Source organism: Neolewinella sp., assembly GCF_965214665.1.
Taxonomy (GTDB): Bacteria; Bacteroidota; Bacteroidia; order Chitinophagales; family Saprospiraceae; genus Neolewinella.
Window position 1 is genome coordinate 105,318 of sequence record NZ_OZ243970.1, and the last position, 23,252, is coordinate 128,569.

Here is a 23,252-nt window from a genome sequence, read left to right on the forward strand (position 1 = left end):
TCGGACGGCCCACCCCCGTCGGACGGCCCACCCCCGTCGGACGGCCCACCCCCGTCGGACGGCCCACCCCCGTCGGACGGCCCACCCCCGTCGGACGGCCCACCCCCGTCGGACGGTGTCAGACGATCAGGTCACTACCCGTCATCTCCCGTGGTTGAGCGATGCCCATAAGGTGTAGTAGCGTCGGTGCCACATCCCCGAGTTTACCATCCGTGCGTAGCTGGACCTCGGATTCAGCCGGACCCACGTACACCACCGGTACCGGATTGGTCGTATGCGCCGTGTGTGGGCTGCCATCCTCGTTGATCATCACATCCGAGTTGCCGTGGTCGGCAATGACCAGGGTGTGGTAGCCGTGCTGACCCGCCGTGGCGAGGAGGCGACCCAGGCATTCGTCCACGGCCTCGGCAGCCTTGATGGCGGCCGCCATGATACCCGTATGCCCTACCATATCGGTATTAGCGTAGTTGAGGCACACGAAGTCCGGCGCGTTGGTTTCGATGTCGTGGATAATGGCGTCGGTGACCCCGTACACACTCATCTCCGGTTTTTCGTCGTAGGTCTCGACGTCGCGGGGGGAGTCGATGAGAATGCGCCGTTCACCGGGAAAGGTATCCTCCTGCCCGCCGCTAAAGAAGAAGGTGACGTGGGCGTACTTCTCGGTCTCGGCAATGCGCACCTGGGACTTGCCCGCCTCGCTGACTACCTGGCCCATGGTCTTAGTCAGGTCTTCCGGGGTAAAGAGCACCGCTACGTCGGTGTATTTATCGTCGTACTGCGTCAGGCAGATGTAGTGTAAATTAGGGATTTTGTGCATCTGTTGCTCCGGAAAATTTTCCTGCGTGAGGGCGCGCGTGATCTGCCGGGGGCGGTCGGTACGGAAGTTGAAGCAAATCACCACGTCGCCGGGCTGGATGGTGGCTATCGGTTCGTCCGACTCATCCGTAAGGATCAGGGGGTGCAGAAACTCGTCGGTTGTGCCAGCATCGTAGTGTGCCCGCACGGCGGCTAGAATATCCTGGGTCCGTTGCCCGCGCCCGTTCACCATCGCGTGGTAGGCCTCCGCGATGCGTTCCCAGCGGGTGTCGCGGTCCATAGCGTAGAAGCGACCGGTGACGGTAGCCAGTCGGGTGGGTTGCTCCTCCAGGTGGGCCAGCAGGGTGGTGAGAAAACCAAGCCCGGAGTCAGGAGCTACGTCCCGACCGTCGGTGAAGGCATGGATGTAGATTTCCTCATTACCAGCTTCTGTAGCAATGTCAGTTAGTCGTAGCAGGTGATTGATGTGGCTGTGGACGCCCCCGTCGCTCAGAAGCCCCATCAGGTGCACGGCCTTATCGTTCTGGCGTGCGTAGCGCAGGGCGTCCTGTAGCTGCGTCATTTCTTCCAACTCCCCCTCCCGAATGGCCTTATTGATACGGGCAAAACTCTGGTACACTACCCGCCCGGCCCCGATGTTGAGGTGACCTACCTCGGAGTTCCCCATTTGCCCCTCCGGGAGGCCGACCTGTTCGCCATAGGTGACTAAGGTGGCGTGGGGGCAGTCGCGGTAGATGCGGTCGAAGGTAGGGGTACGGGCCTGGGCGAGGGCATCGGCGGCGGGGCGGGTGCCTAATCCCCAGCCGTCGAGAATGACTAGGAGGGTGCGGGAGGGTTGCATGGGGCGAAGGTAAAGGACTTCCGTAAGGAAGTTCTGCGTTGAGCCTATGCCGTCAAGGAAGTACGAGGTAGGCCAGAAGCGTCACTAATGCGATCGATAGCAAATTAACCAGATCATTAGTCATCCAGGACAGGCCGTGGGCGAGGTGGCCGTGGGGGAGGGGGGTGTCGGACAGGCCCGCCGCCGGTCCGTTGTCGTAGCGGGCCTGTAATGCCGCGCCGAGCACGGAGTCAACGAGCATGCCCAGGAATCCGAAGCCGCTGACGACAAGGTATTCAGTAGCTGAAAACGCAGGAAGGAGTAGAAATCCCAGCGTTGCAATGAGTGCCGCACCTGCGGCCCCGCCCCCAGTGCCGCTCCAACTGATACCACCGCTCAGACCAGGAGGGACACGCCGCCAGCGGAGAATATCATAGGTAGGTTGCCGAATGTACTTGCCGATCTCGCTGGCCCAGGTGTCGGAGGTGGCTACGGCCATGCTGACCAGGAGGAGGATGGGGGGAAGGCCTAGGAGTGCGACGAACCCGTACACGCCACCGTTGCAGAGCACCTGGACTACATCACGGGGCTGGCGGTCCTTACTGTCACCGGCATCCGCTTCGACCGGAAGGAGGCGGCCGATGAGGGTGCTGCTGCCGAAGAAGGTGAAGAGGGGTAGCAGCCAGGGGGTCCCGTGGGTAGCGATGACGATGGCTCCTAGGCTTACTGCCGTGAGGGCTGCTGGGGGGGTGAGGCTTTTGCGGATGACGCTTAGGTAAACGAAGGCGACAGCTAGAAGTAACCAGGCGGTGTAGATCATGCTCGCTGCGCTCGTCGCAGCCTGAGGCTGCATTGTACTGCTCACCCCGCCGACTCTTGCCGGATACGCTTCTGCTCCATATTGCTATCGTAGATGCAGTAGGCGTCGTACTTGGCCCGGTCGGTCTCGGCCCAGATGTCCTTGCCGATGTCGCAGACCTTGATGAGCTCGTCGTAGATGAGGTTGCCGAGGTCGATGCGGGACTCGACGCTGATGTCGCGGTCGGCGACCTTATCCTGCTGTACGTTCATGGCCAGCTCAAAGGCTTTGCAGGCGGCGGCGAGGCGTTCGAGGTGGGTTTCGTTAAGGCCGGTATCGGCTAGGAAGTCCCACTGGGCACGGGCCACGCGGATGACGCGGCGGCCGCAGAAGAGCAGCTGGGCATCGGTCATATCGCCCATCTTGGCGGTGCCAAATTTGCGGTAGCGCCCGGTGCGGTTGCTGAAGGCCATGCGTACGCGGGTCATGACCGAGCGGATCATGTGGCGGAGCTTCTCGGCGGCCTCGTACTTTTTATCGGTGACGATCATCTGATCGCCGAGCAACTCGTTGTCGTCCGGCATGCCTACGAAGCGCTGGCAGCGGTCGTGAAACCCCTTAAGGCGGTGGGAGTCATACTGGTAGCCGGCCTTGAACTGCTCGAGATCACGCTTGGCGAGCCGGATGGCATCCATGGCCATCTGGTAAAGATCGGCGTCCGGAAAATTGTACTTCCGGTTTACTTTTTGCTTCTTCATCGCGGCTGGTAGGCAGTAGGTACCACCAAAAGTACAGTACGCAGATGAATAAAACAAATTGTTAGTATACGCAAGATAGGGCAACCACCGCGCGGGTAATTGCCCTACCGGATCGCCGCTAGCCTACTATTTCTTTTCGTCTGCGGGGGCTGCCGCTCCGGCGGCGGGTGCCTTGCCGGCCTTCTTGGCCTCCTTCTCCGTGGCCTTCTTCTCAGCTGTGGCGGCGGAGCGCAGGGCGCGGGGTACTTCTACGGTGGCTACGGGCTGTCCGCCGGGATTCATGATCTCGACGCCCTCGATGGGGGCAATGTCACGCACGCGGATACTCTGGCCGAGCTCCAGTTTACTGATGTCGAGGGTAAGGTTGTCGACCAGGTGCTCGGGGGTGGTTTTGATCTTGATGCGCCGTACGGTGACCTGCAGTTTCCCTCCGCCCCGTACGCCGGGACTGGTGCCACTGAAGGTGACGGGCACTTCTACCTTGATGGTGCGACCGTCCTCTAGGGCCAGGAAGTCTATGTGGCGCAGCTCATCAGTGACGGGGTGAAACTGGTAGTCCTTGACGATGCTGCGGTAGGTATCGCCGCCCACGCTGACCTCGGCCAGCTTAAAGTTTGGGGTGTAGATCAGCTCGCGCAGGTCGAGCGCCTTCACCGTGAAGTGCTTAGGGCCGCCGATACCGTAGACTACGGCGGGCACGAGGCCCTCACGCCGCAGTTCCTTACTTGATTTCTTGCCTAGGGTCTCACGGATCTCGCCGCTTACTTTGATGGTTTCCATACGGTATAGCTTTGGCGCCAGCGGCGCTTAACGGCCCGCAAAGATACATCGCTCCCCTAAGCTAGCGAAACGGCCGGCCGAAAAACTTTATGCTGGGGCGATTTTGCAACATTGCGTGCCCTTCCGGTTTTTACATACCAACCTCGGTACTTACCTTGTCCGCCGCTTCCAACCGGCAAAAGACCAACGATCATGAAAAGGCTCATTCCGCTCTTCACGCTTGCCCTCATCATCTTCGCCTGCGGTGGCGGCGAGGAAACTACGGCCTCCGAAGCTCCCGGCGAAACACCCGCCCAGGCCGTTGCCCAGGATATCGACACCAAGAAGATCTGGAAGATCCGCTGCATTGCCTGTCACGGTCTCTACGGCGACATGGGTACCAACGGCGCGGCCAACCTGCAGGAGGCTACCTCCGACCTGGACTACCGGGTCAATATCATCACCAACGGCAGTGAGAATGGCGTGATGACCGCCTTCGGAGAAATCCTCAGCCCCGAGGAGATCGAGGCCATGGCAAAGTACACCATGTCGTTCAATGAGAACCTGAAGTAAGGCCGGCAGTGGGGGCCTCTGTCCGGCATACCGTCCTTGGCATCATGTCGGGCAGCTCCCTCGACGGACTGGACCTAGCCAGTTGTACCTTCCAGCTCGACCGGCAGGGCCCGCCGCGGATTACCGACTGGTCCATCGATGCGGCCACCACCGTACCCTACCCCGGCGAGTGGAAGGACCGCCTCCGCCGGGCTACCCAACTCAGCAGCCGGGATACCTGGCAGTTGCACGCTGACCTTGGCGCGTATATTGGGCAGCGGGCCGCGGCGTTTTTAGCCCAGCACCCCGAGCTGCACCCTACGCTGGTCGGTTGCCACGGCCACACCACGTTTCATGAGCCCAGTAGTGGATATTCCATTCAGCTCGGGGACGGCGCGCGTATTGCCGCCGCGCTCGATCTACCGGTGGTTACGGAACTGCGCGGTGCCGACATTGCCGCTGGTGGGCAGGGGGCCCCACTCGCTCCCGTGGCCGATCGCTACCTTTTTCCGGGCTACAACGCGTTTCTCAACCTCGGGGGCATCGCTAACTTCAGCCTGCGGCAGGCGGACGGACAGTTCATCGCCGGCGACGTTTCCGGCTGCTGTCAGATTCTGGACCGGCTGGCTGGCCTTCAGGGCCTGCCCTACGACGCCGGGGGTACGCTAGCCCGTAGCGGAGCCTATCTACCCGAGCTGGCCGCTACCCTTACCGCGCTAGGCTACCACCGGCAGCCCTACCCCAAATCCCTCAGCAACCAGTGGGTGGTGCAGACGCTGTGGCCCCTCCTGCGCGATCATCCCGCCGCCGTGGCCGACCGGCTCCACACCTTCACCCGCTGGCTTGCGCACACCATTGCGCAGGACATAAAACAGTTGGGCGGGGCCGCAGGTGCAGTGCTCGTGACCGGGGGAGGTGCCCGTAATACATTCCTTGTCGACTCCCTTTCCGCTGTCCTACCGCCGCTACGGGTGGAGGTGGCAACGGGCCTGACCGGGGACTTTAAGGAGGCTGCTCTTATTGCTTTGTGTGCCCTGTTCCGGCAATTGGAACTACCCAACAGTCTGGCCTCCGCTACCGGTGCCAGGCACGATACCGTCAACGGCGCGCTGCATGCCGCCTAAGCTGTTACTTACCGGCGCGACGGGCTTCATTGGCTACTACCTATCCCACGCCCTGGCCGCGGCCGGCCGGCCCTTCACGGCCCTCGTGCGGCCCGGGTCGGATACTACGGTGCTCCGTGAGCTCAGCGCATGGTGCACCCTAGTCGAAGGCGATGTGACCGATCCCGAAAGCCTCCTGGATGCCCTGGAGGGAATCGATACCGTGATCCACGCCGCCGCCTGCGTTTCCTACCAGTCCGGCGACGAGGACCGTATGTTGAAGGTCAACGCCGGGGGCACTGCCAACCTCGTCAATATGATGCTGGAAACCGGTACGCCGCGGCTCGTCTACCTCAGCTCCGTGGCCGCCCTCAACCGGGTCGACGGGGGTAGGGTAGTCGAGTTGGTAGACCGCTGGCCGTTGGAGGAACCCAACACACCCTACGCCCGCTCTAAGTTTGCCGCCGAGCGCGAGGTTTGGCGGGGGCAGGCCGAGGGACTATCGGTCGGCGTGGTGTACCCGGCCGTGGTGCTCGGCGCCGGCAACTGGAATGGCTCCAACATACCGGCCCTCTGGCGGCGGGCGGCGGCGGGCAGCTCGGTGTACCCACGGGGTAGTGCCGGCTTTGTGGACGTGCGTGACGTAGTTGCGGCCGTACTGGTGATGGTGCAGCGTGGTATTGACCGGGATCGCTTTCTGCTCTCGGCCGCTAACCTTGATTGGAAGGAGGTACTGACCCGGGTAGCCGAGAGCGTCAGTGCTAAGCCACCGACCTACGCCATGCCTAGCTGGCAGTCCGCTCTGCTCTGGCCGGTGGAAAGTCTACGTGCCCGACTGACGGATGAAACTCCTCTGCTTACGCAGGCTACCCACCGTAGTTTACAGGCCAGCTTTCGCTACGATGGGTCGCACTACGTGACGGAGACCGGCCGGCACTACGTACCGATCGAGGAGACGATCCGCGAGGTGGGCAAGGCTTTTCTGATGAGTCGGGCGATGGGGGAGGGGCTACGGCCGACCTACTTGCCGCTGCTCGACGAGGTGTAGCGTAAGTCGTTTCTTTGCACCAGCATGCCAACCTTCTTTGCATCAGACTTCCACCTCGGTACCGATGCCCGCCACACCAGTGCGGAGCGCGAACGGCGTATCGTAGCCTGGCTGGATCGCTGCGCCGCGGAGGATGCCGATGCCATCTACCTGGTCGGCGATCTATTTGAGTTCTGGTTCGAGTGGCGGCGGGCGGTGCCACGGGGCCACGTACGCTTCCTGGGCAAGCTGGCCGAGCTCACCGACCGGGGTATTCCGGTGTACGTCTTTACCGGCAACCACGATATGTGGATGCGCGACTACCTGGAGCGGGAAATGGGGGTCGTGCTATACCGTGAACCCGTGGTGCACACCATCTACGGCAAGAAGGTACTGATCGGGCACGGCGACGGGCTGGGACCGGGCGATCATGGCTATAAGCGCCTGAAGAAGCTCATCAACGCCGGCTGGGCGAAGTGGCTCTACGCCCGCCTGCACCCTAATTTAGCGATGCAGCTCGCCCTGTTTATTAGCGGCAAGAGCCGGGATAGTCAGCCCGCGGAGGAAAAATTTCTGGGCCCGGATCAGGAATGGCTCATCGCCTACAGCGAGCGTAAACTGGCCGAGAATCCCCGCCTAGCCTACTGCATTTTCGGCCACCGTCACCTACCGATTGATTACACGCTGTCTAACGGGACGTCCCGCTACATCAATCTCGGCGAATGGATGCAGGCCTACTCCTACCTGCGGATGGAGCCCGCCTCGGCCGAGCTCCTGTCGTTCGATCCGGCTGCACCTGCCCCCCCCGATAGCTATCGGGGCTATCGGGGCGCACCGCATACTTCGCTCAACCCCGGGCCGTAAAAATTAGTTACCTTCCCAACCCTTACCCGCGGCTGACCACCGTGTTTAAAACCTCTTATCTTGGCCCTAAAGGAACCGGAGCTACGAACCGCTGAATTTCGGAAGATACCGGAAGCGGACTATGAGCGTGCCCTGCACGATTACTATATCTGTAGGGTAAGCCGGGAGCTCAGCAACATCATCCGTAAGGACGTACTGAGCGGGCGCGCGAAGTTCGGGGTAAGTGACGATGGAAAGGAATTGTACCAGATCGCGATGGCCCGGGCCATCCAAAACGGCGACTGGCGTGCCGACTACTACCGGGGGCATACGCTACTGCTCGCGCTCGACCTCACTACGCCGGAAGAACTGCTGGCCCAGCTTTACTCCGACCCGGCGCACGATCCCTTCAGCGGCGGCCGGCAGATGGGTGGGCACTACGCCAGTCGTACCATCGACGAGCGCGGCGAGTGGCTCGATACGACCGAGCGCTTCAACCTGAGTAGCGCGACCTCACCGACGGCCGGACAAATGGCCCGCGGACTGGGACTGGCCTTCGCCTCCAAGGTGTTCCGTCAGCAGGAGGACCTACCCACTGAGGGATTGAGCAACAACGGCAACGAGATTGCCTGGACCGAGATCGGAGATGCCTCGACCTCCGAGGGGGTATTCTGGGAAACGATGAACGCCGCCGGCGTGACGGGGGTGCCGATGCTCTGTACCGTGGTCGATGACGGCTACGGTATTTCGGTGCCCGTGGAGCTCCAGACGACTAAGGGAAGTATCAGTAAGGCACTGGCGGGACTAGCCTACGAGGAAGAAACGAATGGCATCGAGATCTACGCCGTAAAGGGGTGGGACTATCCGGCCCTCCTGGAGCTCTACCCCCGGGTAGCCAAGCGGGTGCGCCAGTTGCACCGCACGGCCCTGGTGCACGTGAGCGAACTCACCCAGCCCAACGGCCACAGCACCAGCGGCAGCCACGAGCGCTACAAGCCCACCAAGCGGCTGGAGTGGGAGAAGACCTGGGACTGCCTGGTGCAGTTTCGCCACTACCTGATTGGAGCCGGCATCGCCGAGGCCGCAGACCTGGACGAGCTGGATCGCCGGGCCAAGAAAGAAATCACTGTCGCTCGCCGCCGGGCCTGGGATAACCTTAATGCCCCCCGCCGCGCCCGCCGCGATGAGCTGCTGGCGCTCCTACCCACTAACGGGCATAGCACCCCGGAGCTGACCGAATTTGCCGCCACCATCGCCGGTGACCACGCCCCGGTCTCCGAACTGGTCGATGCCGTGCGCCGGTTACGGTTTCGGATGGTGGATAGCTTCCCGCCCGCCCTCCGCGACTGGCTGCGCGATGCCCACCGGGAGCTCAAGGCTACGGCAGGCAGCAACCTGCTCAGCAATACCCCCCGCTCGCCGCTGCGATTGGGCGGGATACCAGCGCAGTATGGTGATGACACGAAGACCATACCGGGCTATGAGATCCTCCAGCACTACTTCGACGCCAAGTTCGCCGAACGTCCCGAGCTCTTCGCCTTCGGGGAGGACGTGGGCGAGATCGGCGACGTCAACCAGGGTTTCGCCGGCCTGCAGGACCGCTTCGGCAAGCACCGCATTTTCGACACCGGCATCCGGGAGTGGACCATCGTAGGCCAGGCTATGGGCATGGCCATGCGGGGCTTGCGTCCGATCGCCGAGATCCAGTACCTCGACTACATCTTCTACGCCCTGCCGATGCTGACCGACGACGTGGCCACCCTGCGCTGGCGTACGAACGGCATGCAGGCCTGTCCGCTCATCATCCGCACCCGCGGCCACCGGCTCGAGGGCGTCTGGCACAGCGGCTCCTACCTTAGCCCGCTCATCGGTAGCCTACGTGGTATGCACCTATGCGTGCCCCGCAACATGGTCCAGGCCGCCGGCATGTACAACGTGCTGCTGGAGGGTGACGACCCGGCCGTGGTGATTGAGGTCCTGAATGGCTACCGCATACGTGAGCGCGAGCCGGAAAACCTACAGGAATTTCGCGTACCGCTGGGGGTGCCCGAGCAGCTACGCGCCGGTACCGATCTGACCATTATTACCTACGGGGCTTGTGTGCGGATATGCGAGGAAGCCGCCGAGGTGCTCGCCCAGTCCGGTATCAGCGTAGAGCTTATCGACGTGCAAACCCTGCTGCCTTTCGACCTCGAGCACCGCATCGTGAACCACCTCAAGCACACCAACCGCCTACTCATCGTCGATGAGGACGCCCCCGGCGGCACTTCGGCCTACATCGAGCGGCAGATCATCGAGGTGCAGGGAGGTTTTCAGTACCTGGATGCGCCGGTGCGTACCCTGACGGCCTCGGTGCACCGCCCGGCCTATGCCGATGATGGCAACTACGCGAGTAAGCCGCAGGTGATGGATGTGGTGGAGGCGGTGGTTGAATTGTTGGGTTTTTGAGTTGTTGGGTTACGGTCGTTGGAGGCGTCGTAGGCGTGATAGTGGGGCGGCTCTTTAGGTAGCGACACAGGAGGGCGGGGCCGCAGGTGCAATACAAGCAGAAACGGCAAGACGAGCAAAGCGAGCATTGCCTCCAACGCAACAACTCGACAACGCAACAACCTAACAACCCCCTCACACAATCCACCCCATCCCCCGCGCATGCGCAGCAGCCTCCGTATACGTCCCCACTAGCTTCACGTTGATCGTACTCACATCCTCGATCAGGTCCTCAATGCGCTGGGCGCGGGCCTCGTGCTGGACGTCACGGATGTAGATGCAAAGAATGCGTTTGGGGTTGTTCTTGGCGGCTTCCAGGTAAATGTCGGTATCGTGCTCGCCGCTATCGCCGAGAAGGATAAAGGGGAGGCGGGGATAGGTGGATAGGATCTTATCGACCATATCGGCCTTGTGTGTCTTGAAGGACTGTACGGTATCCTCGGCAGGCAGACCGAAGTCGCGTAGCAAGATTGGTCCGCGGGGCAGGTGATTGAGGTGGAGGAAGTCGAGTAGCAGGTCGTAAAGGTTCCAGGGACTGTTAGACACGTAGAAGAAGGGGTTGTATCCCTTGGCGTCAGGGCCGCCCTGGAGGGCCTCGTAAAAGTCGCTGACCCCCTCGAAGGCCCGGCGGTTGCCCGCGTTTTTGAGCAGGGTGTGCATCATTGTCTTGAGCTTGAACCGACTAGTCACATCCGTCTTTAGAATTGTATCGTCGATGTCGCTGATGATGCCGAACTCCGCCTCGCGGGGGAGGATGACATCGGAGTGGCTCACGAAGTCGACCTTACCGTCGAGCGGTGTCTCCACCACCCGCACGGTAGCCTCCTGCCACAGCATATCGTCGAAGTGCGGGGCGTCTTCGGGCGCGCAGTAGTGCTCCACGTGGAAGTAGCCCTCGCTATCGGTGGTGCGCGCGAGGGTGTGCTCGCCCCAGGTGATCTCGACCCGCGCATCAGTGACCTCCCGACTATTGAAGCGTTTGAAGTTATTGACCACGTTGTGCCAGAGCTGATCGCGCTCATTGCGGCTAATGCCGCGGTCGCGCAGGACGCGTCCGGTAAGGTAGAGGTAGTCTTCGCGGCCGAAGCCGATGTAGTTAGCGACGTCCAGGGGCTTGTCGTGGCCCCAGCGCAGGCGGTCGACGAGGTTGTCCCATTCGCGGTGGAGGGTTCTGGTGAGTTGTTGCACGGGGTTTAGGGGTATGGGGTAAAGGGAAAGTGGCTCGGGAGGTATTGGATGAATTAATATATCGGACTTTGGGGTGTATGTGTTTGGCCGGTTAGTCGGCACCTGCGGCCCCGCCCCACTAAGTGGTTGGCGCGTATCTTAGTGAACTATAATCCTTTACCGCCCATGGCCCGCGTCCTCCTCTGTTGGTTCGTTTTACTAGCCATGACCCCACTCCCCGCTCAAGAAGATCCCCTCCCCATAGCCGTAGTAGGCCTAACCCACTCCCACGTCCACGGCCTTTTCAGTAACCTCGACCGCAGCGACGTCACCATCGTTGGCATCGTAGAGGACAACGACACGCTCGTACAACGGTACGCCGAGCAGTACGGCTTTTCAACCGATATCGTGTACCCGACCCTGGCGGACCTACTCGCCGCCCAGCAACCGGAAGCAGTGACGGCCTTCGGCAGCATCTACGAACACCTAAAGATTGTCGAAACCTGCGCCCCCCGCGGCATCCACGTAATGGTGGAAAAACCCCTGGCCGTAAGTCTCGAGCACGCCCGGCGCATGGAAACGCTCGCCAATCAGCACGGTATCCACCTGCTGACGAACTACGAGACGACCTGGTACCCCAGCAACCACCGGGCCTACGAAATGATACGCGATAGCGCGATCGGAGCCGTGCGTAAAGTGGAGATCCGCGACGGCCACCGCGGACCGAAAAAGATCGGCGTCCAACCTGAATTCCTGGAGTGGCTCACCGACTCCACCCTGAACGGCGGCGGGGCCGTGATCGACTTCGGCTGCTACGGCGCTAATCTGATGACCTGGCTGAAGGACGGGCAGAGGCCAACAACGGTCACCGCCGTCACGCGGCAACTTCAGGCCGAGAACAACCCTGATGTAGACGACGAAGCACTGATCATTCTCACCTATCCCGGCACCGTAGCCCTGATTCAAGGCTCCTGGAACTGGACCATCGGCCGCAAGGATATGGAGGTGTACGGGCTGGACGGTGTCATCTACGCCGATAATGCACATGACTTGAGGGTACGCACGCCGGAGGGGTACGACGGCTTCACCGAGGAAGTGCTGGAGCTGAAGGACCGCCCGGCCCCCTACGATAATGCCTTCGCCTACCTGGCCGCTGTAGTACGGGGCGACGTAGAGGTAGCCCCTACCGACCTCTCCGCACTAGAAAACAACCTGACCGTGATGGAAATACTGGATGCAGCCCTGCGCAGTGCCCAGTCAGGTACTACGGTAACCTTGGACTAGTTGACATCCTGAATACTTCGCTCCCGCAGCACGCGCCCGTCGATCCGAAAAGACACCCCAAAGTCTAGGTAGTAACTCGGTACGCCGTTCGTACCCTCCCAACCGACAGCAGCATCCAGCTGCACGTGGTTGCCAATGAGGTAGGCGAAGCCCCCGTCGAAGTAGGCTGTAGCCGGTTTGCTCAAATCACCGTACGCCTCGACGAAGGAGCCCAGGCGGTCGGATAGAGAGAGACCGAAACTGACTACGTAACCGGTGTTTCGCGTACCATCACCCACCCAGGTGCGGTTTAGGTTGACGGTGAGGTTAGTAGCTTCAGTCAGCCCCCAGTCGGCACTGACAATGAAGCGGGCACCGGTATGATCGCGCTGGAACTCCTCATCCTGCGCCCGGAGCAGGGCCGCTGCATCAAGCACTAGGGCGGGCACCCAACCTTCGTTGTCGAGAAAGCTGTAGCGACCACCAAGCTCAGTGGCGCTAATGCCACGGTCCCAGCTATTGCGGCCGCTGAACACCCTTGACTCGACGGCGGAGCCGATGACTGCTCCACTCACCTCCAGCCGTTCCAGGATGCCGATACGCAGGATAGTCGACTCCGTAATGTCACGCACCTTCTGACTGCCGACTTCTTCCCAGCCCAGCGTCATGCCGGTCTCTACCTGGTACACGCCACGGCCTACGGTTTGGGTGTTGATGGCTACTCCCGGACGGCCGCTAGCAATAGTAGGTTGATACTGTGCAAAAAGCAGGGTGGGAAGTAGCAGTAAAATATAGCCGACAAGTAATCTCATAGTTGTTCGATAAACATTGCACCTGCGGCCCCGCCCCCAGATTACTTCAGCCAATGTCCCATGTCCACCGCCTTGGTCCGGAGGTAGCGCAAGTTCTCCTTCCCCGGGTCCACCACGATCGGTAAGCGGCGCATCACCTCAATGGGCCCGTCACCGAAGCTGTCGACCTTCAGCGGATTATTGGTCAGCAGCTGAATCTTTCCGATGCCCAGGTCCTGCAGAATCCCCTGCGCTACCCCGTAGTGCCGCGCATCCACCTCCAGGCCGAGGTGCAGATTGGCCTGGATGGTGTCCATGCCCTGATCCTGGAGCTGGTAGGCTTTGAGCTTGTTGATGATGCCGATGCCGCGCCCCTCCTGCCGTAGATAGATGACCGCCCCTTTCGCAGCCGCCACCACCTTCATGGCCCGGTCCAGCTGCTCCCCACAGTCACACCGCTTGCTACCGAACAGATCGCCCGTGATACACTCTGAATGCAGGCGCACGATCACTTCGCTATCGGGGTCCATATCTGGGTGCACCAGCGCCAGGTGGGGGGTGTAGTCCTCGGCATCACCGGCGTAGGCCAGCATCCGGAAGGTGCCGTAGGGGGTGGGGATGAGCGCCTCGGCCCTCCGGGTGGCGTCGGCCAGCTCGGCCGGGGGGAGTAGGATAGGGTCGCCGTGCTCGGGCATGGGTTGGGGCGGTTGTGCTTGCTTAACGCGCGGAAGGGGCAGGGGGTTACTTCCCTGTCATTACCTCCAGACCCGTCAACGCTACTCGAATATGCTGGCTCAACGCATCGCGGTGCCCCTGCACGAGGGCATCCTCGCTAGGAGAATCCTGCGCCAGCTCCTGCTGGATACGGTCCAGGTTCGCACGGGCTCCGGCCTGTACGTCGGCCGTAACTTCGTCGTTAGTGAGTAGGCCGGTCAGGGCGTCTACGTAGGCGGCCTGAAGCGTGCGGCCGTAGCTGCTTTCAATATTGGCCGCGGTAAATACGCCGGCACGGGTATCGTCCATCAGGTCCATGACACCGTAGGCCTCCGGGCCGCGGGCACGTTGCTCGGCTAGGCGGTTGAGACGGTCCTCGTCCATCAGCGTACTGAGGGCACTCTGCTGCAGGCGGGCGATCTTTTCGGCCACCCCGGTAGCGGAGATGCGCTGCAGGATATCCTCGTTGATCAGCCACTCCGGCGTGCGGAAGATCTGCTCGTTGATGAACTGTACGGCGGCGGCCTGCTGCTCCTTACCGACCGTCTGGTACACGATCTTATTCTCGTCGCTGCTGCGCTGCCACTCATAAACCGAGCCTACGTTGCTAGCTACATGGCCGGTGTAGCGCCGCAGCTGACCGATCACATTGTCGTACAGCTCCTCCAGGTCGTCGAAGTACTTGCCGTCCTCAGCGGTCCAGTCCTGGAGCTCGGGCACGATGCGCTTCAAATTGGCGATACCGAGGGTAGAGGCCAGTACGGCATCATCACCGATGTCCTCGGTCTGGGCGCTGGCGTCGTAGCCGTCGCGGGTCTGCCGGCCGTAGCGGTACACGGGGTCGTCGGCCTTTTCCTTGATCATGTTATTGAGCACCGTGTCCTCATTGCCTTCCGGAATGGGCAGGTAGCCGTAGCGGATGGCGTAGTAGTCGTACACGCCGATCCTCGGGTCCAGCCCCACGCCCTCATCTTCTGGCTGGGCGACGTAATTGAAGCGGGCGTAGTCCATTATGCTGGGCGCTACACCGTTTTCCTGTACGAAGCCGGGGGTGCGTAGCTGCTCGACGGTGTAGGCGGTGCTGCTGCCCATGTTATGCGGCAGACCCAGCGTGTGCCCCACCTCGTGGGCGGCCACGAAGCGCACTAGCTTACCCATCACCTCCTGCTCGAACTTAGGGGTACGTGCCTCCGGGTTCACCGCCGCGGTCTGGATCAGGTACCAGTTGCGCAGCAGGTTCATCACGTTGTGGTACCAGATGATGTCGCTCTCCAGGATCTCCCCCGTACGCGGATCGTGCACGTGGGGACCCATCGCGTTCTGGATCTCGGTGGTCACGTAGCGGATCACGCTGTAGCGCACGTCTTCGGGGCTCCAGTCCGGGTCCTCTTCCTTGGTCGGTGCGTCCTTCGCCATGATGGCGTTCTTCAGGCCGATCGCCTCGAAGGCCTGCTGCCAGTCATTCACCCCCTGCTTGATGTAGGGCGCCCACTCGGTGGGGGTGGCGGGGTCGATGTAGTACACGATGGGCTTCTTCACATCCACCAGCTCGCCGCGCTGCCAGGCCGCCATATCTATGGGCTCCAGCCGCCAGTGGGTGATGAATTTCTGCTTTTCGGCCCGCTGCGCATCCAGTCCGTAGTTGGTCTGCTCGATGCTGAAGTAGCCCACCCGGGGGTCGTACTTCCGCGGCTGCATCTTCTCGGCCGGCAGCAGGATGAAGCTCTGGTTCATCTCCACGCTCAGGGTACCGGTCACGGCGTTGTCGGGTAGCTCGTCGCCCTGGTAGGTCAGTACGTGCCGCACCTCCACATTACTCGGGAAGGCCTTGACGGACATGATCAGGCTGCGGTCCTTATCCAGCCCCTTGATCCCGAATTTCTTCCGGTCCCCCTCATCCAGCGCCCCGATCATCGGCTCATCGTTGGTGAAAAAGGGCGTCACGTCCACCACCACCGTAGCACTATCCGGTCCGTAGGCCTCTACCTCGAAGGCGGCCACGATGGGCTCGAAGTTATTGTTCTTGACCGACTGGTACACCGGTAGGTCCTCGCTGGCCACGCTGTTATAGCTTACGCTGCGCAGTAGCACCTTGTCATCGTGTTTCTGCCAGCGCACCACCTGTTGCGGCCGACTGCGCATACCCGCTCCCCCGAAGTTCAGTCCCTTGACGTGTCCGCTGATGCGGCTTACGACCAGGATTTCCTCGTCCATCAGCGCCACGGGCAGTTCGAAGTAGGTCTTACCCTCCTTTTCGATGACGTTGAAAAGGCCGGTCTGCCGGTCGGCATCCTTGAGCAGGTCTTTGTAGCTGTCTTTATCCTTCTTTTCTTTTTTGTCTTCCTTGTCGTCATCCTGTGCGTACAGGGGGCTTAGGGCGGGGACGCAGGTGCAGAGGAATAGGAGGAGGGGCAGGGCTTTTTGGAACATGGGGGGAGTGTAGGGGTGGGGGTATATCCCCGAACTGCGTTCGGGGTCAATGCAGGGGGACCGCGCTGCGGTCGATCAGGGCTGTCTAACGAGCCGAAGGCGATCTACCTTTCCCGAAGGGAAAGTCTAACCGCGAAGCGGTCTACAGCGTTAGCGATTAGGCTGCGGCGTAGTACGCAAGTAAGGCCGTATCTCCTTATGCCCTTTCGGAAACTTATCCGGAATATCTTCCGACTTGATACTCGGGCTCACCACCACGTCCTCCCCATCCTTCCAGTCTACGGGGGTGGCTACGCTGTAGTTATCGGTAAGTTGCAGGCTATCGAGCACGCGCAGGATCTCCTGGAAGTTGCGGCCGGTGGCGGGGGGGTAGGTCAACGTAAGGCGTACTTTATGGTTGGGGTCGATGATGAACACCGAGCGCACGGTAAACTTCTCATCCGCCTTGGGGTGGATCATATCGTATGCCTCGGCGATCTTGCGGTTGGCATCGGCGATGATGGGAAAGTTCATCGTCACGTTCTGGGTTTCCTCAATATCTTTTACCCAGCCCATATGGCTCTCCAGGTCATCGACGCTCAGGGCGATCACCTTGGCGTCACGCTTCTCAAAGTCCTCCTTCAGGGCGGCGGTACGGCCGAGCTCTGTGGTACACACCGGCGTATAGTCGCTGGGGTGGCTGTACAGCACGACCCACTTCCCGTCAGACCAGTCGTAAAAATTGATGTTGCCCTCAGTAGTCTGGGCGTCAAAGTTGGGGGCGGTCTCGCCTAAGCGTAGTGGCATGAGTAAAATACTTACGGTGAAAAGAAAGGTAACGCGACAGGCAAGCGCCGGTTGAGTACAATGCTGCCTCTCCCGATAGCTATCGGGACGCCAGAAAAATGCAGCCTCCGGCTGCGGGAGCCACTTTAGTGGCGATACACGGCGAAATCAACCCTACCCATAAAAATCAGTCACCCCATTCACCTCCATATCCCCTGCCTCCACCACCGCCGGTAGGGGTTGCATATCCCCCGCATTCCGCTTTGCACCCGCGGGCACCGCCCCCTCCATCAGCCAGTCCAGCACCGCCGTGGTGACCTGCACCGTGCCCAGGTGATGCCCCGCCCCGATCGGACTGTACAGCCAACTTCCCGGCCAGTGGCTGTGGTTGCGCTGGGCGTTGCAGTAGGCAGTGACGGCATCTTCCGGATCGTGCACGAGTAGGGTAGGGATATTCGTCAACTGTCTAGCCACCGTAGCCACGTCAAACTCATCCAGCGACCGCCCGGTCAGCACCTCAATGCGCCGCTGCATCTGCTCGTAGACCACCTCCCGCAGCCCCATAAACCGTACGAACCCCACGAAGAGCCACCGTACCTCCGACACGATCGCCAGCAAGCATATCCGGCGCGGCCGCAGGTGCTGGGGCAGTAGCGTGAGCGATTCGACCAGACAGCTACCCCCAAAACTATGCGCCAGTACCAGCTCCACGCCCCCGAGCGAGCGAATCAATGCCATCTCAATCTCCGCCGCCATCGGATAGGTAAGCTGCCTGCTTCCAGTACAATGCCCGTGGCCCGGAAGATCGAAGGCCACCACCCGGTAGCCGTCCTCTACCAGTCGAGGCACGTAGTGTCGCCACCGCCCCGCGTTGTAGCCCCAGCCGTAGGCACAAAACACTACCGGCCCGTTGGACGGGCCCCATTCGTAGACCGGAATGTGATGCTCTCCCACGAGCTGGTCATTACGCCGGGCCGTATCGAGAAACGCTTGCTCTTTCGGCCGAATCCGCGGCGGCGGTGGGGTAGCAAAAAGGTGGAAGGCAAAACGGCCGGCCAGCCGGGGGTGGACAAACGATAGGCCGTTGATCGCTATGGCGAGTGAGCGGTAGGTGAGGCGCTTCATATTCATACGACAGGAAGGTGTATCGGTAGGCGCAGACCGGCAATGGAGCGGTTCACGAAGCGGTGCAGATGCTCGGCATCACCGTGTAGTTTGTAGATGACCACGCTACCCTCATAGTCAGCGAATAGCCGGTAGGCACGCTCGGCGGCTTCCGCAGTAGGGTAGTGGGGGAGAAGCGCCGCGCGTACCGCTCCGATCCAGTGGGCGTGAAACTGTCCGAGCCGGTCGTTGAAGAGTCCGTCGGCGCTCGTCTCCAGGATGGTATTAGCGAAAAAACAGCCCCGCCGGTCGAGCTGACACAGCTGCACGTGGTGGTCGAGAAAGCGGCGCAGCCTATCGGCGAACGGTTGCTCACCTTCGAGTTCACTCAGTACCCGCTCGGCGTAGTATACCTGGGCGAAGTCGATCACCTGCCGCATCAGCTGCTCCTTACTCCCAAAGTGGTGCAGGAGGCCCGCCTTACCCAGTCCAACGGCCGTAGCAATAAGCTGTAACGACGTATCGTAGTAGCCGTGGCGGTGAAAGAGGCGCCAAGCTTTTGCTAAAATCTCCTCCTTGGTAATCTTTTGCTTTGACATGTACCGACCGGTTGGTTGGTAAAGATAGGATGTGCTAACTAAAAGTCCAAGGTCGAGCGGCCTCCGGCCCGAGCACCCATAACGTGCAGCACCGCTCTGCTCGGGCCGAGGCCGCTCGACCTTGGTGCGTTATCGAAGATTCCGTATCATTACCCCCGCACTGCCAAGCACCCAGCACGCCTTTCCTCTAACTACCGCACCGCATGCTGTCACTCAGAAACCTGTTCGTTTTACTTTTTCTTGCCCTTACGCTTAGCGTAGGTGCGCAGCAATTCCCCTATACCCTCGAGTGGAAGCGGGAGGTATCGTTTTTCGCTCTCGGCGGCGGGCTCAGTGTCACCGGTCACCTGCTCGAGACCGAGATTAACCCCCTTACCACCGAGCAACTGGCCGCTCAGCGCCGTAGTAAGATCTGGTTCCTGGATCGCGGAGCTACCCGCAACGAATGCGCCGTCGCCCGCCGGGTCTCCGATGAGTTGCTCCGGGGCGCCATGCTCGTACCCGCCACCCTGGCCGTAGGTCGTACTACCCGCCGTAAGGGCCTCGTGGTGGGCACCATGCTCGCCCAGACCATGCTGCTCAACGACGGGTTCACGAAGATGACCAAGGTGCTCATCCGCCGCAACCGCCCCCTCATCTACAACGAAGCGTTCAGCATCGGAGCCAAATCGCTCAACGACGCCCGCCAGTCCTTCGTCTCCGGCCACACTTCCAACACCGCCGCCCTGAGCTTCTTCACCGCCAAGGTGTTCCACGATCTGTACCCCGATAGCCCCTGGCGCCCCGCCATCTGGGCCGGTGCCGCGGCGATTCCCCTCGCCACCGGCTACGCCCGGTACCAGGCGGGCAAGCACTTTCCTACTGACATCGTGGCCGGTTACGCGCTGGGGGCTACGCTCGGCATCCTCATTCCCCAGTTGCACAAGTCCCCTACAGAAGAAGGCTGGAGCCTCAGTATAACCGAGGAGGGCGTGGGACTTAGCCTACGTTGGTAGATGCAAAAAAGGGACGATCGCAAAGCGAAAGTCCCTTTTCGTGGAGAATACCGGAGTCGAACCGGTGACCTCTTGCATGCCATGCAAGCGCTCTAGCCAGCTGAGCTAATCCCCCGTAGCTGTCGTAAGCGGTGGCAAAGATACGTGTACTGGCCGAAACTACGCAAGCCTCACGCCCAAAGTTTTTACATCCCGTTAACACCTCCGGGACCCTACCCGCATCATCTTTTTGCTGCAAACGGCGTTATAACCGTACTTTCACACCCGACGAAAACCAATCGCACATGAAGCGCATTTTTTCCCTCCTTGTACTGCTCGCCGGCCTGTCCGTATCGCTGAGTGCCCAGGTAAAGGCCATGCCCGACGCGACCGCCGAGGCCACCGCGCCCACAGCTATGGCCTTCGCGCAGACCGAGATCGACTACGGCACCATCGAGCAGAACGCCGATCCTTACCGCACCTTCACCTTTACCAATACGGGTAGCGAGCCCCTCATCATTACCAACGCCGTCGGCTCCTGCGGCTGTACCGTACCGAGCTACAGCAAGGCTCCCGTGGCCCCCGGTGACTCCGGCGAGGTGAAGGTCCGCTACGCTACCGACCGCCTCGGCAAGTTCCGCAAGCGCGTCACCCTGACCACCAACGTTAGCGAGGAGCCCATCGTGCTCACCATCATGGGTGAGGTGCTCGAAAAGCCCGCACAGCCCGATGCCGTCCCCGCCGGTGATGCCGGTCTGTTCAACAACGGCAACTAATTAAATTCAGCCCGCGCGCGTAGGCGTCCGACGCTTTAAAGCGTCGGACGCCTGACCGCGACGCCATGGACTACCGGGAACGCACCCTCCGCAACCTCGCCATCACCCGGGGCTACCAGTACACGGCCGGCGACGAGCAGGGCCTAGCTACTAAGCTGCGCGACTTCCGCCTCACCGCCCAGGGCGGCAGCCGCACCATCGCGCACGTGCTGCGCAAGCAGCACGGACTGCGGGAGTACGACGTATCCCTATTCGACTACGGCTACCTCGACTACGCTACCCGCTACCGTAGCCAGCAGACCGTACTCTTTCTCGAATCCCAGCAGTTAGGGCTCCCCGTGCTACGCCTGCAGCCGGAGACCATCCTGCACAAGCTCGGCGAGTTGTTTGGACTGGACGACATCGACTTCGTGCGCTTCCCTAAGTTCAGCAGCCAGTACCGGCTTACCGGTGAGGATGAGGACTTCATCCGCCATCACTTCACCGACGAGGTCCTCAACTACTTCACCCTCCACAAGGGCTGGTCGCTGGAGGGTATTGGCTACTACCTCATCCTCTACAAGAAAGGCCTCCTCCTGCCTCCCGATCAGCTCGACGCCCTATACGACAAGGGCCACCAGGTATTCCGCCTCCTCAGTACCACGGCCGTCGACTGATGCTGAGCCGCAATCCCCTGCTGCGCCCCTTTCCCAACCGTCCCTTCGGCCGCAGCGTCGTCATTGGCCACGGTCGGACGGCGCTATTTGTCTTCATGGCGCTGTGGATTTTTCTCTTCCCCCTCCCGCGCTCCCTCGCCTACGGTGCCGTAGTTTTTGTTGTCGCGGTCGCCTACAGCTTTGTTACCGACCGCCTCGGCGTCAACCGTAGTGGCCCGCAGTGGACCTTACTACGCTGGACCATCGACCAGGCCATCCTCCTTTTGCTCGTATCCACCGCCTGCTTTCTACTGTACAACGCCACCGTCGGCTGGACTGTCCTCAACCTCCGCGTCCTCCTCTACATTACCCTCCCCACGGTGGTCGTGGGCCTGTTCCCCATCGTCTTCAGCGGTATTGCCCTCCAGGTACGCGCCGAGCAGGACCATCAGCGCACCGCCAGTCGTATTCAGGTCAGTTCCCTCAGTCAGGGGGGCGGGGCCGCTAGTGCGAAGAAAGCGGAAGGAGGGGTGGTTTCCGCCCAGCGCACCGCTACATCTACCACCACGCTACACCTGCCCGGCCACGAGTCCCGTACGTTAGACCAACCCATCGAGCAGGTCGCCCGGGAGCTAGCCGACCGAGGGGTGGTACGCTGTCACCCCGACTACCTCGTCGATCCGGCGCGGATCGTGTCCGCTACGGCCGATGCCCAGGGGTTGCGCTTAAGATTGCGGGGCAGTGACGCGACGGTACCGGTAAGCCCCGCCTACTTCCGCGAGTTGTAGGCATATCCCCCCAGGGTCGCACTGCTGATGAACAGCCCGAAAAACTCCCGCGTGAGCTCGATGTGGGGGGACTCGGCCTTCATCTGCCCGGCAATGGTGGGCATGCCCTCGCCGATCCAGGTGAGTAGGTCGGGTAGCAGGGTGCACATCCATACTACAGCAACTCCCAGGGCTAGCAACACCAGTATGCGGGGCGGCCGGCCTAGGGACCACCAGGCGGCCACCAGGGCCACCGAGCCGTACATGGCTACCCAGAGCGGCCAGTCAGCATCGTTGAGTTGCCAGTAGGCAAAAAGGGCAAATAGAAGGGCGACGACGAGGTGTAGGTATTTCATATCGGTGGCTTGCCGTAAAATTACGCCCATGAACGCTGCCAACCGCCCCCTTAGTCCGAATGGCCCCCAATTGTCCGAACTCGTAGCCGGCACCATGACCTGGGGCGAGTGGGGGGCTGACTACGGCACGGCGGAGCAGGCAGACCTCATCGGACACTGCCTGGAGCTGGGCATCACCGCCTTTGACCATGCGGATATTTACGGCGATTATAGTACCGAGGAGGGCTTCGGACGCGCCCTCGAACAGCATGGCACCGGCGTACGCGCCCAACTTCAGCTGGTTACAAAATGCGGCATTCAGCTGAAAACTGCTCGGAGACCGGACACCTCCGTCAAGCACTACAATAGTAGCTACGCCCACATTGTGGCCTCCGCCGAACGGAGCCTGAAGAACTTGCACACTGACTACCTCGACCTGCTGCTGCTCCACCGGCCAGACCCCCTGATGGAGGTGGACGAGATCGCCCGCGCCTTCAACGAGCTGCGGGATGCCGGCAAGGTGCGCCACTTCGGGGTGAGCAACTTTACGCCGGGGCAGTTTGCGCTACTTGCCGACGGGGTGGAGCTGGTGACTAACCAGGTGGAGTGTCACCCCATGCACCCTGATCCACTCTTTGACGGGACGTACGATCAGTGTCAGCGGCGGGGGATACGGCCTATGGTGTGGAGTCCACTCGGGGGCAGTGACTACTTCAAGGGGGAGGGGACCGCCGTGCTACGCCTGCGCGATAAGGTGCAAGAGATTGCCGGAGCCTACGGGGTGGAAGAGGATGTGGTGCTGCTGGCCTGGTGCCGCCGCCATCCTACTGGGCCGCTACCGGTGCTGGGTACGACGAAGAAGGAGCGATTGAACCGGTCCGTAAGGGCGCTTGATCTCCAACTGGAGCGGCAGCACTGGTTTGAGATCCTGGAGGCGGGGCGTGGCTATGAGGTGGCTTAAAAATCTC

General features: G+C 61.2%; 23 protein-coding genes and 1 tRNA gene. 11 read left to right on the plus strand and 13 right to left on the minus strand.

Annotated elements, in window-relative coordinates; genetic code table 11:
* Window positions 1-118 precede the first annotated feature (118 nt).
* The 4 genes from gpmI to ACOOHD_RS00815 form a co-directional block, all read right to left on the minus strand.
* Window positions 119-1,657, minus strand: a complete 1,539-nt coding sequence (gene gpmI / locus ACOOHD_RS00800) for a 2,3-bisphosphoglycerate-independent phosphoglycerate mutase (protein WP_420459667.1) — start codon at window positions 1,655-1,657, stop codon at window positions 119-121.
* A gap of 52 nt (window positions 1,658-1,709) precedes the next feature.
* Window positions 1,710-2,456 (minus strand): DUF92 domain-containing protein, encoded by a 747-nt coding sequence (locus tag ACOOHD_RS00805; RefSeq protein WP_420459668.1) that lies wholly within the window; start codon window positions 2,454-2,456, stop codon window positions 1,710-1,712.
* Window positions 2,457-2,497: 41 nt separating this feature from the next.
* Complete coding sequence (locus ACOOHD_RS00810; RefSeq protein ID WP_420459669.1) at window positions 2,498-3,193, minus strand: hypothetical protein; 696 nt, start codon at window positions 3,191-3,193, stop codon at window positions 2,498-2,500.
* Window positions 3,194-3,319: 126 nt separating this feature from the next.
* Window positions 3,320-3,973, minus strand: a complete 654-nt coding sequence (locus tag ACOOHD_RS00815; protein ID WP_420459670.1) for a 50S ribosomal protein L25 — start codon at window positions 3,971-3,973, stop codon at window positions 3,320-3,322.
* Between the two features lie 192 nt (window positions 3,974-4,165).
* On the opposite strand from ACOOHD_RS00815, the gene ACOOHD_RS00820 reads away from it, so the two are divergent.
* From ACOOHD_RS00820 to ACOOHD_RS00840, 5 genes are read left to right on the plus strand one after another with little or no spacing between them, the layout of a single operon-like run.
* The gene (locus ACOOHD_RS00820) at window positions 4,166-4,525 is read left to right on the plus strand and encodes a c-type cytochrome (RefSeq protein WP_420459671.1); all 360 of its coding nucleotides are present in this window, start codon (window positions 4,166-4,168) and stop codon (window positions 4,523-4,525) included.
* Window positions 4,526-4,569: 44 nt separating this feature from the next.
* A complete protein-coding gene (locus ACOOHD_RS00825) occupies window positions 4,570-5,628 on the plus strand; it encodes an anhydro-N-acetylmuramic acid kinase (protein WP_420459672.1) in 1,059 nt (352 codons plus the stop codon).
* Window positions 5,618-6,655 (plus strand): NAD-dependent epimerase/dehydratase family protein, encoded by a 1,038-nt coding sequence (locus tag ACOOHD_RS00830; protein WP_420459673.1) that lies wholly within the window; start codon window positions 5,618-5,620, stop codon window positions 6,653-6,655. The genes ACOOHD_RS00825 and ACOOHD_RS00830 overlap by 11 nt, the downstream gene beginning before the upstream one ends.
* A gap of 24 nt (window positions 6,656-6,679) precedes the next feature.
* Window positions 6,680-7,498: a UDP-2,3-diacylglucosamine diphosphatase gene (locus tag ACOOHD_RS00835; RefSeq protein WP_420459674.1), complete on the plus strand. Its 819-nt coding sequence runs from the start codon at window positions 6,680-6,682 to the stop codon at window positions 7,496-7,498.
* A 60-nt stretch (window positions 7,499-7,558) separates the two neighbouring features.
* Window positions 7,559-9,925, plus strand: coding sequence for an alpha-ketoacid dehydrogenase subunit alpha/beta (locus tag ACOOHD_RS00840; RefSeq protein WP_420459675.1), 2,367 nt, complete (start codon window positions 7,559-7,561; stop codon window positions 9,923-9,925).
* Between the two features lie 174 nt (window positions 9,926-10,099).
* Here ACOOHD_RS00840 and ACOOHD_RS00845 read toward each other — a convergent pair whose 3' ends face one another.
* On the minus strand, window positions 10,100-11,152 hold the full coding sequence (locus ACOOHD_RS00845; RefSeq protein ID WP_420459676.1) for an App1 family protein: 1,053 nt from the start codon (window positions 11,150-11,152) through the stop codon (window positions 10,100-10,102).
* Between the two features lie 165 nt (window positions 11,153-11,317).
* Here ACOOHD_RS00845 and ACOOHD_RS00850 point away from each other — a divergent pair, with 165 nt between their 5' ends.
* The gene (locus tag ACOOHD_RS00850; protein WP_420459677.1) at window positions 11,318-12,415 is read left to right on the plus strand and encodes a Gfo/Idh/MocA family protein; all 1,098 of its coding nucleotides are present in this window, start codon (window positions 11,318-11,320) and stop codon (window positions 12,413-12,415) included.
* Here the strand turns inward: ACOOHD_RS00850 and ACOOHD_RS00855 are convergent.
* The 6 genes from ACOOHD_RS00855 to ACOOHD_RS00880 all read right to left on the minus strand — a co-directional run bounded on the left by ACOOHD_RS00855 (window position 12,412) and on the right by ACOOHD_RS00880 (window position 18,797).
* Entirely contained in the window at window positions 12,412-13,206 is a 795-nt protein-coding gene (locus ACOOHD_RS00855) for a transporter (RefSeq protein WP_420459678.1), read from the minus strand. The genes ACOOHD_RS00850 and ACOOHD_RS00855 overlap by 4 nt on opposite strands.
* Window positions 13,207-13,247: 41 nt before the next feature.
* Window positions 13,248-13,880, minus strand: a complete 633-nt coding sequence (gene ribA, locus ACOOHD_RS00860; protein ID WP_420459679.1) for a GTP cyclohydrolase II — start codon at window positions 13,878-13,880, stop codon at window positions 13,248-13,250.
* Window positions 13,881-13,926: 46 nt separating this feature from the next.
* Window positions 13,927-16,329 (minus strand): zinc-dependent metalloprotease, encoded by a 2,403-nt coding sequence (locus ACOOHD_RS00865; RefSeq protein WP_420459680.1) that lies wholly within the window; start codon window positions 16,327-16,329, stop codon window positions 13,927-13,929.
* Between the two features lie 150 nt (window positions 16,330-16,479).
* The gene (locus ACOOHD_RS00870; protein ID WP_420459681.1) at window positions 16,480-17,115 is read right to left on the minus strand and encodes a peroxiredoxin; all 636 of its coding nucleotides are present in this window, start codon (window positions 17,113-17,115) and stop codon (window positions 16,480-16,482) included.
* A gap of 153 nt (window positions 17,116-17,268) precedes the next feature.
* Complete coding sequence (locus tag ACOOHD_RS00875; protein ID WP_420459682.1) at window positions 17,269-18,225, minus strand: alpha/beta fold hydrolase; 957 nt, start codon at window positions 18,223-18,225, stop codon at window positions 17,269-17,271.
* Window positions 18,222-18,797: a TetR/AcrR family transcriptional regulator gene (locus tag ACOOHD_RS00880; RefSeq protein ID WP_420459683.1), complete on the minus strand. Its 576-nt coding sequence runs from the start codon at window positions 18,795-18,797 to the stop codon at window positions 18,222-18,224. Before ACOOHD_RS00880 ends, ACOOHD_RS00875 begins: the two co-directional genes overlap by 4 nt.
* 203 nt (window positions 18,798-19,000) lie before the next feature.
* Here ACOOHD_RS00880 and ACOOHD_RS00885 point away from each other — a divergent pair, with 203 nt between their 5' ends.
* The gene (locus ACOOHD_RS00885; protein WP_420459684.1) at window positions 19,001-19,792 is read left to right on the plus strand and encodes a phosphatase PAP2 family protein; all 792 of its coding nucleotides are present in this window, start codon (window positions 19,001-19,003) and stop codon (window positions 19,790-19,792) included.
* 41 nt (window positions 19,793-19,833) lie between these two features.
* Here ACOOHD_RS00885 and ACOOHD_RS00890 read toward each other — a convergent pair.
* A tRNA-Ala gene (locus ACOOHD_RS00890) sits at window positions 19,834-19,907 on the minus strand.
* Between the two features lie 169 nt (window positions 19,908-20,076).
* Here ACOOHD_RS00890 and ACOOHD_RS00895 point away from each other — a divergent pair.
* From ACOOHD_RS00895 to ACOOHD_RS00905, 3 genes are all read left to right on the plus strand, one after another.
* Window positions 20,077-20,547 (plus strand): DUF1573 domain-containing protein, encoded by a 471-nt coding sequence (locus ACOOHD_RS00895; RefSeq protein ID WP_420459685.1) that lies wholly within the window; start codon window positions 20,077-20,079, stop codon window positions 20,545-20,547.
* A gap of 65 nt (window positions 20,548-20,612) precedes the next feature.
* Window positions 20,613-21,203, plus strand: a complete 591-nt coding sequence (locus tag ACOOHD_RS00900) for a hypothetical protein (RefSeq protein WP_420459686.1) — start codon at window positions 20,613-20,615, stop codon at window positions 21,201-21,203.
* Window positions 21,203-21,970 carry a LytTR family transcriptional regulator DNA-binding domain-containing protein gene (locus ACOOHD_RS00905; protein ID WP_420459687.1) on the plus strand — a complete coding sequence of 256 codons (768 nt, stop codon included), beginning with the start codon at window positions 21,203-21,205 and terminating at the stop codon, window positions 21,968-21,970. Before ACOOHD_RS00900 ends, ACOOHD_RS00905 begins: the two co-directional genes overlap by 1 nt.
* On the opposite strand, the gene ACOOHD_RS00910 is transcribed toward ACOOHD_RS00905, so the two are convergent.
* Entirely contained in the window at window positions 21,952-22,305 is a 354-nt protein-coding gene (locus tag ACOOHD_RS00910; protein ID WP_420459688.1) for a transmembrane 220 family protein, read from the minus strand. The two genes, ACOOHD_RS00905 and ACOOHD_RS00910, sit on opposite strands and share 19 nt — an antisense overlap.
* A gap of 28 nt (window positions 22,306-22,333) precedes the next feature.
* Between ACOOHD_RS00910 and ACOOHD_RS00915 the strand changes: the two genes are divergently transcribed.
* Window positions 22,334-23,245: an aldo/keto reductase gene (locus ACOOHD_RS00915; protein ID WP_420459689.1), complete on the plus strand. Its 912-nt coding sequence runs from the start codon at window positions 22,334-22,336 to the stop codon at window positions 23,243-23,245.
* Window positions 23,246-23,252 lie beyond the last annotated feature (7 nt).

Excerpts from the sequence above, each read along its gene's own strand:
- gpmI (WP_420459667.1), bottom strand. The coding sequence starts at position 1,657 with ATGCAACCCTCCCGCACCCTCCTAGTCATTCTCGACGGCTGGGGATTA.
- ACOOHD_RS00805 (WP_420459668.1), bottom strand. The coding sequence starts at position 2,456 with ATGATCTACACCGCCTGGTTACTTCTAGCTGTCGCCTTCGTTTACCTA.
- ACOOHD_RS00810 (WP_420459669.1), bottom strand. The coding sequence starts at position 3,193 with ATGAAGAAGCAAAAAGTAAACCGGAAGTACAATTTTCCGGACGCCGAT.
- ACOOHD_RS00815 (WP_420459670.1), bottom strand. The coding sequence starts at position 3,973 with ATGGAAACCATCAAAGTAAGCGGCGAGATCCGTGAGACCCTAGGCAAG.
- ACOOHD_RS00820 (WP_420459671.1), top strand. The coding sequence starts at position 4,166 with ATGAAAAGGCTCATTCCGCTCTTCACGCTTGCCCTCATCATCTTCGCC.
- ACOOHD_RS00825 (WP_420459672.1), top strand. The coding sequence starts at position 4,570 with ATGTCGGGCAGCTCCCTCGACGGACTGGACCTAGCCAGTTGTACCTTC.
- ACOOHD_RS00830 (WP_420459673.1), top strand. The coding sequence starts at position 5,618 with ATGCCGCCTAAGCTGTTACTTACCGGCGCGACGGGCTTCATTGGCTAC.
- ACOOHD_RS00835 (WP_420459674.1), top strand. The coding sequence starts at position 6,680 with ATGCCAACCTTCTTTGCATCAGACTTCCACCTCGGTACCGATGCCCGC.
- ACOOHD_RS00850 (WP_420459677.1), top strand. The coding sequence starts at position 11,318 with ATGGCCCGCGTCCTCCTCTGTTGGTTCGTTTTACTAGCCATGACCCCA.
- ACOOHD_RS00855 (WP_420459678.1), bottom strand. The coding sequence starts at position 13,206 with ATGAGATTACTTGTCGGCTATATTTTACTGCTACTTCCCACCCTGCTT.
- ribA (WP_420459679.1), bottom strand. The coding sequence starts at position 13,880 with ATGCCCGAGCACGGCGACCCTATCCTACTCCCCCCGGCCGAGCTGGCC.
- ACOOHD_RS00865 (WP_420459680.1), bottom strand. The coding sequence starts at position 16,329 with ATGTTCCAAAAAGCCCTGCCCCTCCTCCTATTCCTCTGCACCTGCGTC.
- ACOOHD_RS00870 (WP_420459681.1), bottom strand. The coding sequence starts at position 17,115 with ATGCCACTACGCTTAGGCGAGACCGCCCCCAACTTTGACGCCCAGACT.
- ACOOHD_RS00875 (WP_420459682.1), bottom strand. The coding sequence starts at position 18,225 with ATGAATATGAAGCGCCTCACCTACCGCTCACTCGCCATAGCGATCAAC.
- ACOOHD_RS00880 (WP_420459683.1), bottom strand. The coding sequence starts at position 18,797 with ATGTCAAAGCAAAAGATTACCAAGGAGGAGATTTTAGCAAAAGCTTGG.
- ACOOHD_RS00885 (WP_420459684.1), top strand. The coding sequence starts at position 19,001 with ATGCTGTCACTCAGAAACCTGTTCGTTTTACTTTTTCTTGCCCTTACG.
- ACOOHD_RS00895 (WP_420459685.1), top strand. The coding sequence starts at position 20,077 with ATGAAGCGCATTTTTTCCCTCCTTGTACTGCTCGCCGGCCTGTCCGTA.
- ACOOHD_RS00900 (WP_420459686.1), top strand. The coding sequence starts at position 20,613 with ATGGACTACCGGGAACGCACCCTCCGCAACCTCGCCATCACCCGGGGC.
- ACOOHD_RS00905 (WP_420459687.1), top strand. The coding sequence starts at position 21,203 with ATGCTGAGCCGCAATCCCCTGCTGCGCCCCTTTCCCAACCGTCCCTTC.
- ACOOHD_RS00910 (WP_420459688.1), bottom strand. The coding sequence starts at position 22,305 with ATGAAATACCTACACCTCGTCGTCGCCCTTCTATTTGCCCTTTTTGCC.
- ACOOHD_RS00915 (WP_420459689.1), top strand. The coding sequence starts at position 22,334 with ATGAACGCTGCCAACCGCCCCCTTAGTCCGAATGGCCCCCAATTGTCC.